9 protein-coding genes are annotated in these 9305 nt (G+C 59.3%); all 9 read right to left on the bottom strand.

The window, feature by feature from the left end:
- A partial coding sequence (locus PV407_RS16970; RefSeq protein WP_332091111.1) for a hypothetical protein occupies nt 1-287 on the bottom strand: 287 nt, incomplete at its 3' end.
- 2 nt (nt 288-289) lie between these two features.
- Nucleotides 290-784 (bottom strand): chemotaxis protein CheD, encoded by a 495-nt coding sequence (locus PV407_RS16965; RefSeq protein WP_332091110.1) that lies wholly within the window; start codon nt 782-784, stop codon nt 290-292.
- Complete coding sequence (locus PV407_RS16960) at nt 781-1401, bottom strand: chemotaxis protein CheC (protein ID WP_332091109.1); 621 nt, start codon at nt 1399-1401, stop codon at nt 781-783. The genes PV407_RS16965 and PV407_RS16960 overlap by 4 nt, the downstream gene beginning before the upstream one ends.
- A 2-nt stretch (nt 1402-1403) precedes the next feature.
- A complete protein-coding gene (locus PV407_RS16955) occupies nt 1404-1865 on the bottom strand; it encodes a chemotaxis protein CheW (RefSeq protein WP_332091108.1) in 462 nt (153 codons plus the stop codon).
- A gap of 14 nt (nt 1866-1879) precedes the next feature.
- On the bottom strand, nt 1880-3922 hold the full coding sequence (locus tag PV407_RS16950; RefSeq protein ID WP_332091107.1) for a chemotaxis protein CheA: 2043 nt from the start codon (nt 3920-3922) through the stop codon (nt 1880-1882).
- A gap of 26 nt (nt 3923-3948) precedes the next feature.
- On the bottom strand, nt 3949-5064 hold the full coding sequence (locus PV407_RS16945; protein ID WP_332091106.1) for a protein-glutamate methylesterase/protein-glutamine glutaminase: 1116 nt from the start codon (nt 5062-5064) through the stop codon (nt 3949-3951).
- Nucleotides 5065-5104: 40 nt separating this feature from the next.
- A complete protein-coding gene (locus PV407_RS16940; RefSeq protein WP_332091105.1) occupies nt 5105-5974 on the bottom strand; it encodes a MinD/ParA family protein in 870 nt (289 codons plus the stop codon).
- Entirely contained in the window at nt 5971-7224 is a 1254-nt protein-coding gene (flhF, locus tag PV407_RS16935; RefSeq protein WP_332091104.1) for a flagellar biosynthesis protein FlhF, read from the bottom strand. The genes PV407_RS16940 and flhF overlap by 4 nt, the downstream gene beginning before the upstream one ends.
- On the bottom strand, nt 7221-9254 hold the full coding sequence (flhA, locus tag PV407_RS16930; RefSeq protein WP_332091103.1) for a flagellar biosynthesis protein FlhA: 2034 nt from the start codon (nt 9252-9254) through the stop codon (nt 7221-7223). The genes flhF and flhA overlap by 4 nt, the downstream gene beginning before the upstream one ends.
- Between the last annotated feature and the right edge of the window lie 51 nt (nt 9255-9305).

Raw genomic sequence — 9305 nt, 5'->3', positions numbered from 1 at the left:
CCCAGCTGTTCCTTGAGCAGCTCGTTCAACTGCTCCTGATCGTCGGGAGTCGTTTCGTTGACGGTCTGACCCGCAACGGGGGCGGCGCCCGCGACCGTTACGCTTTTCAATCCGACCAGCGTCCCGAGTACCCAGCGCATGGCAAATACGAAGGCAAACAGGATCAAAAAGCTGTATGTGCCGTGAAGCAGCGCCCGCCATATAAAGTTGGCGGATGCGGACAGGAAGAACGTAAGCAAAAAACCGAAAAAACCGACAACCAAATTCCAGCGCACAGTCCCGATCATGGCTAAAGTTCCTTGACTCCTTGTTGTACGGTTCGCAAAACGAGAATCCCGTTTTCCGTATGCAGTTCGATCGTCCGTCCGAAGCTTCCCCCGGTATCTTCCGCGACGACCGGAATGTCCAGCAGCTTCAGCCGCGCTTTGCACGATTCGACGTTCCGGGGGCCGATCCGCATCGTGTCGCTCGTCGTGCCGAACGCGAACATTTGCGCGCCTCCCGCCAGCTTCGCCACCATTCGCGAACGGGCCGCGCCGAGACGCGCCATCCGGTCGACCAATTCGGGAATGGCCGTATCCGCGTATTTGGCGATATTGAGGCTGCCCTCCTTCGCGATGTCCGACGACGGAAGCATCACGTGCGCCATCCCCGCCACCTTCGCCTTCGGATCGTACAGCGTGACGCCGACGCACGACCCGAGCCCCGTCGTTTTCAAAATGCCCGTCCCCGACGTCACGTTCAAATCGGCCATGCCTACCTTTATGTATGTGTCCGCGGTCATTCGAGAGGCACTCCCAGGGCGCCGAACAGTTTGCCGAACGATTCGGGATCCGGCACGAAGAACACATGGGCTTCCACGGCATCATTCCCTTCCAAAAACTTCGTATCGATGAACAATGCGTTGTCTCCCATTTCCCCGTACTGGATCAGTCCGTAGCTGACGACGGCGCCGAGCATGTCGATCGCCAGCGACGGGACGGAAGGAATCATGGTCAGCTTCGTAAAATCCGCGAGCGAGGACACGTACGAGCCGGCCAAAATGTTGCCGATTTCGTTCAGCGCCGAAAGCTCCATGTCCGTATACGAATCGTCGTCCTCGCTTTCGATGCCGGCCAAATGCTTCAGCAGTTTTTTGGCCGATTGCCGCGTCATTATAAAAAACATATTGCCGGGGGCGTCGCCCGTTACGCGCAAAAAAATCGTCAGCACGATTTGCTCCGAGCCGCCGAGCAGTTCGATGATTTCTTCGAACGGCAGCATATTGACGAGAGGCACCTGCATGTCGACAGGCCGGGCGAGCAGCTTGGACAAGGCCGTAGCCGCATGGCCGGCGCCGATGTTGCCCACTTCCTTCAGCACGTCCAGCTGAAAGTCCTCGAACCGTTGGAAATCCCGCATCGTTATTCCCCGAACAGCTCGAGCTGCACGATTTCGCTTTTATTGAGCACTTCCTCCAGATTGAGCAGGACGAGCAGCTTCCCTTCGCCGAGCTTGGCCAGACCGCGCAAATATTTGGCGCGAATGCCGCCGACGATTTCCGGAGGCTGCTCGATCGCGTCGCCGTCCACGTCGACCACGTCGTTCGCCGTATCGACGATCATGCCGACCTCCAGGTCGCCCACGCCGACGATAATGATGCGCGAATTGTCGGTGTAGTCGGCTTCGGGCAGCCCGAACCGGCCGCGCAGATCGATCACCGGCACGACGACGCCGCGCAGGTTGATCACGCCTTTGACGAAGGCGGGCGTTTTCGGCACGCGGGTGAGCGGCTGCATCCGTTCGATCGTCCGCACCTTGTCCACCTCGACGCCGTATTGTTCGTGCGCAAGCGAAAATACGATTACTTTGAGTTCTTCTGCCATGCTGAATCCCTCCATTATTTAATCAGTGCGTTCGTATCGATAATTAGCGCGACTTGACCGTCGCCGAGAATCGTCGCCCCGGATACGGCGAACAAATTCGTCAAATATTTGCCGAGCGACTTGAGCACGATTTCTTGCTGGCCGATAAACTCCTCGACCATAAGCGCCGCCAGCTTGTCGCCCTTGCGGATGACGACGATTTCCGTCTCGTTCTCGTCCGCTTCGGAATAGTCCGGCACCTCGAACAGCGCGCTCAGCGATAAAAGCGGAATGATGCCGCTGCGGAATTCCATCATTTTGTTGCCGTGCACGCTGCGGATTTGCTCCTTGCGCACGACCGCCGTTTCGACGATCGAGGAGAGCGGGATCGCGTACTTTTCGCTGCCGAGACGGACGAGCATGGCGGAAATGATCGACAGCGTGAGCGGCAGCTGGACGGAAAACTTCGTGCCGGCGCCGAGCCTGGAGCTGACCTGCACATGGCCGCCGAGCGATTCGATTTTCGTTTTGACGACGTCGAGACCGACGCCCCGCCCGGAAATGTCCGATATTTTATCGGCCGTGCTGAATCCGGCCGCGAACAGCAGCAGGTATACTTCCTCGTCGGAAAGCGACTTGGCTTGGTCGGGCGTCACGACGCCGCGCTTCAGGGCCGTTTCCAGCACTTTGTCGCGGTTGATCCCTTTGCCGTCGTCCTCGATTTCGATAAAGACGTGGTTGCCGCTATGGAAAGCGCGCAGGTGGACCGTCCCCGTTTCCGGCTTGCCCGCCGCCAGCCGTTCCGGCACCGTTTCGACGCCTTGGTCGACGGAATTGCGAAGCAGATGGACGAGCGGATCGCCGATTTCGTCGATGACCGTCCGGTCCAGCTCGGTTTCCGCGCCCGTAATGATCAAATCGACCTTTTTGTCGAGCGACTTGGCCAAATCGCGAACCATGCGCGGAAACCGGTTGAATACGTTGTCGACCGGCACCATCCGCAGCTTCAGCACGATATTTTGCAAATCGCTGCTGACCCGCGCCATATGCTCGACCGTCTCGGTCAAGTCGTTCCGGCGCACTTCGCTGGCGAGCTGCTCCAGCCGGACGCGGTCGATCAGCAGCTCGCTGAACAAGTTCATCAGCACGTCGAGACGCTCGATGTCGACGCGGATCGTCCGGGAAGCGACCGCGGCGCCGCCGGCCGCTTTCGGCGCGGCCGTTTCGGCTTTGACCGCCGGAGCCGCCGGAGCGGCCTCCTTCCGGGCGGCCGACGCTTCGGCCGGAGCGGCCTGTTCGTACGGGCGCTCCATGCGGCGCTTCAAGCCGTCCGCATCCAGCTTTTCGACCGTCACCGCCACGATTTCGCTGATGTTGCCGATTTGCCGCTGCAGCTCGTCCGAACCGGTTTCGGACAGCACGTAGACGGAAAACGTAGTGTCGAACTTTTCTTTCTCGATATCTTCGACCGACGGAGTCGATTTGACGATTTCGCCGTTTTGTTCGAGCACGTTGAACACCATGTAGGCGCGAGCGGCCTTGAGCACGCAAGACGGATCGACCGACACTTCGACCCGGTACACTTGCAGTCCCGATTCGAGCGACTGCATCAATACGGAATATTGGAATTCGTCCAGCTCCGCATCGGACGCCGCGGACGGAGCGGCTGCGGCTCCCGCGCCGCCGCCGTTCCCGTAATCGCCGGAAACGATCGATTTCAGCACGGCGACGATCGCCGAAACGTCGGCTTTGCCCGTGCCGCCGGCCACGATATCTTCGACCATCGCGTCGAGGCTGTCCAAGCTTTTGAATATCGCGTCGAAAATAAACGGATTCATCGCCAGCTTATGGTTGCGTACCAGGTCGAGCACGTTTTCCATTTCATGGGTCAGCGACGCCATGTCTTCGAAGCCCATCGTGGCGGACATTCCTTTGAGCGTGTGGGCCGAGCGGAAAATGGTCTGCACGATGCCGGTGTCTTCCGGACTCGCTTCCAGCTTCAGCATGTTGTCGTTCAGCGCCTGCAAATGCTCCCTCGACTCGTCGATAAACATGCTTAAATATTGATTCATCTCCATACGGCGGGCACCCCCTGTTTTATCGTTTACTGCTTCGACTGCTCCGGCGCGACGAGCTCCGTCAGCTTCGCGGCGATCTGGTGAAGCGGAAGCTGATGCGTCACGCACCCGAGCTCGACGGCGGCGCGGGGCATGCCGTAGACGACGCACGTTTCGCTCGCTTCGGCGATCGTCGCGATCGCGCCCGCCTGCCGGAGCGCCTGCATCCCTTTCGACCCGTCGCTGCCCATGCCGGTCATGAGCACCGCGTGCCGCTTCAGCTCCCGAAACGGCAGCAGCGATTCGAACAGCATGTCGACCGAAGGGCGGTGTCCGCTGCGCGGCGCGTCTTTGGAAAGGCGTATTTTATAACCGGCGTCGTCCTTTTTGACGATCATATGCCAGCCCCCCGGCGCGATGTAAACGACGCCGTTATGAAGCCGTTCCCCGTCGGCCGCTTCCCTTACGTGAATGCGCGAGGTCGAATCGAGTCTCGCGGCGAGCGACTTCGTAAAGTTCGGAGGCATATGCTGAACGATCAGCACGGGGGCGGGAAACCGTTCGGGCAGCGCCGAGACGACTTGCTGCAGCGCCCGCGGCCCCCCGGTCGACGTACCGATCGCGACGACCCTTTCGATCCGGTCGCCGCCCGGCGATGCCGTCCATTCCTTCGGCCGCGAAAGCGGAGCGCTTGCGCGGTCGACGGCGGTCGTCGCAGCAGGAGCGGAAGGTGCGGACGGTGCGGACAACGGACGCATGACGCGGGTTTGCACCGCGATCGACAGCTTGTCGATAAGCAGCGACTTGACTTTGAACAAGTCGAGCGAGATCGAGCCCGAAGGCTTGCGCACGAAATCGACGGCCCCGATTTCCAGGGCGGCGATCGTCTCCTTCGCTCCTTCCTCGGTCAAGCTGCTGAGCATAATAACCGGTATCGGGTGCTCGGCCATGATGCGCTTCAACGCTTCGAGCCCGTTCATCTCCGGCATTTCGATGTCGAGCGTAATGACATCCGGCTTAAGGCGTTTCGCTTTGTCGACGGCTTCCACGCCGTTTTTCGCGGTGTCGATCACCTCGAACCGGCCGTCCTCCTTGATCAGGTCGGAGATGATTTTGCGCATGAAGACGGAATCGTCGACAACCAAAACGGTATGCTTTGTCATATCATTCACCCCATCTAGATGTCATCGTTTTGCCGGTCGCCTATTTCAGCAGCTTTATCATTTTGTTTAAAAAGCTTTTCACTCCCCCGCTCGGCGCTTCCGGAGCGGCCTCTCCGGTCACGAACCGGTCGGCGAGACGTTCGATGCTGCGCGAAGCCGGGCACGTCGGGTAGGCGACGGTGAACGGAACTTGCTTTTTGACCGCCTTGCTGACGCTGACGTCATCTTCCACGAAGCCGAGCGCCTCGATATCCAGATTCAAAAATTGCTTGGCGACCAGGCCGATCTTGTCGGCCGTTTGCTTCCCTTCGTTCGCTTCGGCGACCCGGTTGACGACGAGCCGGAACCGCACCTCGTGCCCCATCGCGCTGACCATTTTGATGATCGCGTAAGCGTCCGTAATCGCGGTCGGCTCGGGCGTCGTGACGACGATCGTTTCCGTGGCGGCCACGATAAATTTGAGCGTCTCCTTGGAAAGACCGGCGCCCGTATCGAAAATGATGAAATCGACATGGCCGTTCAGCTCGTTCACCTGCTGGGCGAAATAGTCGATTTCCGCCTCGCTCAGCCGGATCAAATCGTTGAAGCCCGAGCCGCCGGCGATGAACTCCAGATCGTGGTACCCTTTGTAAATGATGTCCCAAATGCTTTTTTCCCGCTTAAGCAGATGGTACAAGCTGTATTTCGGCGATGCGCCCATGAGCAGGTCGATGTTGGCGAGACCGATATCGGCATCGAACACCAGCACTTTGAATCCTTTTCTCTGCAGCGCGAGCGCGAAATTGAGCGTAAAGTTCGATTTTCCGACTCCGCCCTTGCCGCTTGTCACCGTAACGATTCTCGTATTCCGCGCGCGAGAATCGGACTGCGTCCGCACCATGTTTCGCAGGCTTTGCGCTTGATCGCTCATGAATCGCGTTCCTCCAGCAGCAAGTCGATCAATCGGTCTTCATTCGTCACGGCGATGTCTTCCGGCACGTTTTGGCCGTTCGTCGTATAGGAGAGCCGGAGCGGAAAATCGTACAGCAAATTGACGATGGAGCCGTACGACTGCGTCTCGTCCATTTTCGTGAACAGCACTTTGTCGAGCCGGAATTTGGCGAAATTGTCCGTGATCGCCTTCATGTCTTTATATTTCGACGTGAGCGACAGGACGAGATACGTCTCGCTGCGCCCATTCGTCTGCAGAAGGGAATTCAGCTCGGAAACGTACATCTGGTTTCGAAAATTGCGTCCGGCCGTATCCATGAAAATAATGTCGCGATCCTGCAGCTGTTGAAACGCGCGCGCGAGCTCCTGAGGCGAAAAAACGACCTCGAGCGGCACGTTCAATATCGTCGCGTACGTTTTCAGCTGCTCGACCGCGGCGATTCGGTATGTATCCGACGTAATGAAACCGACTTTCCGGTTATGCTTCAGCACCTGCTCCGCCGCGAGCTTGGCGATCGTCGTCGTCTTGCCGACGCCGGTCGGTCCGACGAAGTGGGCGATGCGGGTATCGGCGGCAATGCCCTTCGGGCCGGGCGCATGCAAAATGCCCTTCAGCTGGTCCCGGACGCATTCGCGGGCGAACTCCTCCGTCTTCGGGGACGTTTCGCTCTCGAACCGCTCCGCGGCCCCCTGCAGCAGCCGCTCGACGAGATCCGGGGCGATCTCGTGATCGAGCAGCGTGCGCTCGTACTTCGCGATCGGCTCCGGATACGCCGGCCCGTTCGGCTGGCCGCTCGACAGCCTGGCGACCATCTCTTTCATCTGCTTGATTTCGTCGAGCAGCAGCTCGTCCTTCCCCCGGATTCGCGGCGCCGCCTGCGCGGCTTTCGGCGGCGGCGGAGCGATCGGCGCGCCGAACGCCGCCACGGCGACGGGGGCGGCGGACGATTCCCTGGCGGCGACGGCGACCGCCTCCTCCATATGCGAGGCGAAAGCGGAGCCCGCCGAAACGGCCTGCCTCGGCAGCGACGCCGGAACGGAGGCGGCCGGCTGAGGCTGGCTGGAGTCGGTTGCGGCGATCACCTCGATTTTCTTTTTGCCGAACAAGCCGAGGAAGCCTCCGGAGCGGATTTCCTTCGTGTTCAGAATAACCGCGTCCTTGCCGAGATCGGCGCGAATTTTTTGCAGCGCGTCCGGCATCGAATCGACTACGTACCGTTTCACTCTCATAAGTTCACCACCCCTACGCTTTGAATTTCGGCTTGCGGCTCAAGCTCGCTGTACGAAAGCACGGTAATGTCCTGCATCGTTCTTTCGAGCAGCTGGCGCAAATACATCCGAATCGTCGGCGAAGCCAATATGACCGGCGGCTGGCCCTGCTGTACGAGCTTGCCGACCTGTTCGGATATGTTCTGGAATATCGTTTGCGACGAGACCGGATCGATGGCCAAATAGGAGCCGTGCTCCGTCTGCTGCACGCTGTCGGCGATTTTTTTCTCGAGCGCCGGCCCGATCGTGACGACTTTGAGCGATTGTCCCGAGCTCGCGTACTGGTTCGTAATTTGCCGGGACAGCGCTTGCCGCACATATTCGGTCAAAATGTCGGGATCTTTCGTGTACGTGCCGTAATCGGCGAGCGTCTCGAATATCGTCACGAGGTCGCGAATCGATATTTTTTCCTTGAGCAGCTTGGCCAGCACTTTCTGTACGTCGCCGATCGAAAGCACGTTCGGAATGAGCTCGTCCACGAGCGCCGGGTACGTTTCCTTGACGTTTTCGACGAGCGTCTTCGTCTCCTGGCGTCCGAGCAGCTCGTGCGCGTGCCGTTTGACGACTTCGGTCAAATGGGTGGCGACGACCGACGGCGGATCGACGACCGTATAGCCGGACAGCTCCGCGCGTTCCTTCATCGCTTCGTCGATCCAGAGCGCCGGCAGGCCGAACGCCGGTTCGGTCGTTTCGATGCCGACGATCGAATCGTCCTCGATGCCGGGACTCATCGCCAAATAATGACCCATCAGCAAATCGCCGCGCGCCACCGTGTTGCCTTTGATTTTGATTACGTATTCGTTGGGCCGCAGCTGAATGTTGTCGCGGATGCGGATGACCGGGACGACAAGCCCGAGCTCGAGCGCGCACTGCCGGCGAATCAAAATGATCCGGTCGAGCAAATCGCCGCCCTGATTCGTATCCGCGAGCGGAATGAGGCCGTATCCGAATTCGAATTCGATCGGATCGACCGCGAGCAGCGACACGACGCTTTCCGGACTGCGCACTTCTTCGATTTTTTGCTCCTCGACCAGCTGCTCCGTTTCCTCCGCCCGGCGGGACAAGTTGCGCTGCATCCGGTAGGCGGCCAAGGCGAGCAAGCCGGCGATCGGCACGGTCGTCACGAGATGGATCGGCGTGAACAAGCCGAGAAACAGGATCGTCGCCGCCACGACGTACAGAAGCTTCGGATAGCTGAACAGCTGCGCGGTCAAGTCGGTCGCGAGATTGCCTTCGGAGGCGGCGCGCGTCACGATGATGCCGGCGGCCGACGAAATGAGCAGCGCCGGAATTTGGCTGACGAGGCCGTCGCCGATCGTCAGAATCGAGAACGTTTGCAGCGATTCGCTGAGCGACATGCCGTGATACGTCGCACCGATAATAAGGCCGCCGATCATGTTGATGAACAGGATGACGATGCTGGCGATCGCGTCGCCCTTGACGAATTTGCTGGCGCCGTCCATCGCGCCGTAAAAGTCCGCCTCGCGCTCGATCTTTTTGCGCCGCTCCTTCGCCTCCTGCTCGTTGATCAGGCCGGAATTGAGATCGGCGTCGATCGCCATCTGCTTGCCCGGCATCGCGTCGAGCGTAAACCTCGCCCCGACTTCGGCCACGCGTTCCGAGCCTTTCGTAATGACGATAAACTGAACGACGACGAGGATTAAAAACACTATGAAGCCGATGACGATATTGCCGCCGGCGACGAACGAGCCGAACGTCTCGACGACGCTTCCCGCTTCCGCCTCGCTAAGAATGTTCCGCGTCGTCGATACGTTGAGCGCGAGCCGGAACAGCGTCGTAATGAGCAGGAGCGTCGGAAAGATGGAAAAGTCGAGCGCCTGCTGCGTGTTCATCGCGATCAAAATAATGATGAGCGCTATCGATATGTTGACAATGAGCAAAAAGTCGAGCAGGGCGAGAGGAATGGGGACGACCATCATGAGAATGATCCCGATGATGCCCGACAATATGAACAAATCTCTCGTTCGCATCGATAGCGCCCTCCTTTCCTTTTCCGTGAACTCCCCCGTCAATCGATGCCG

The sequence above is a fragment of the Paenibacillus sp. GYB003 genome (assembly GCF_036577625.1).
In the GTDB taxonomy this organism is placed as follows: Bacteria; Bacillota; Bacilli; order Paenibacillales; family NBRC-103111; genus Paenibacillus_AB.
This window is presented reverse-complemented; position numbering and strand designations above follow the sequence as displayed.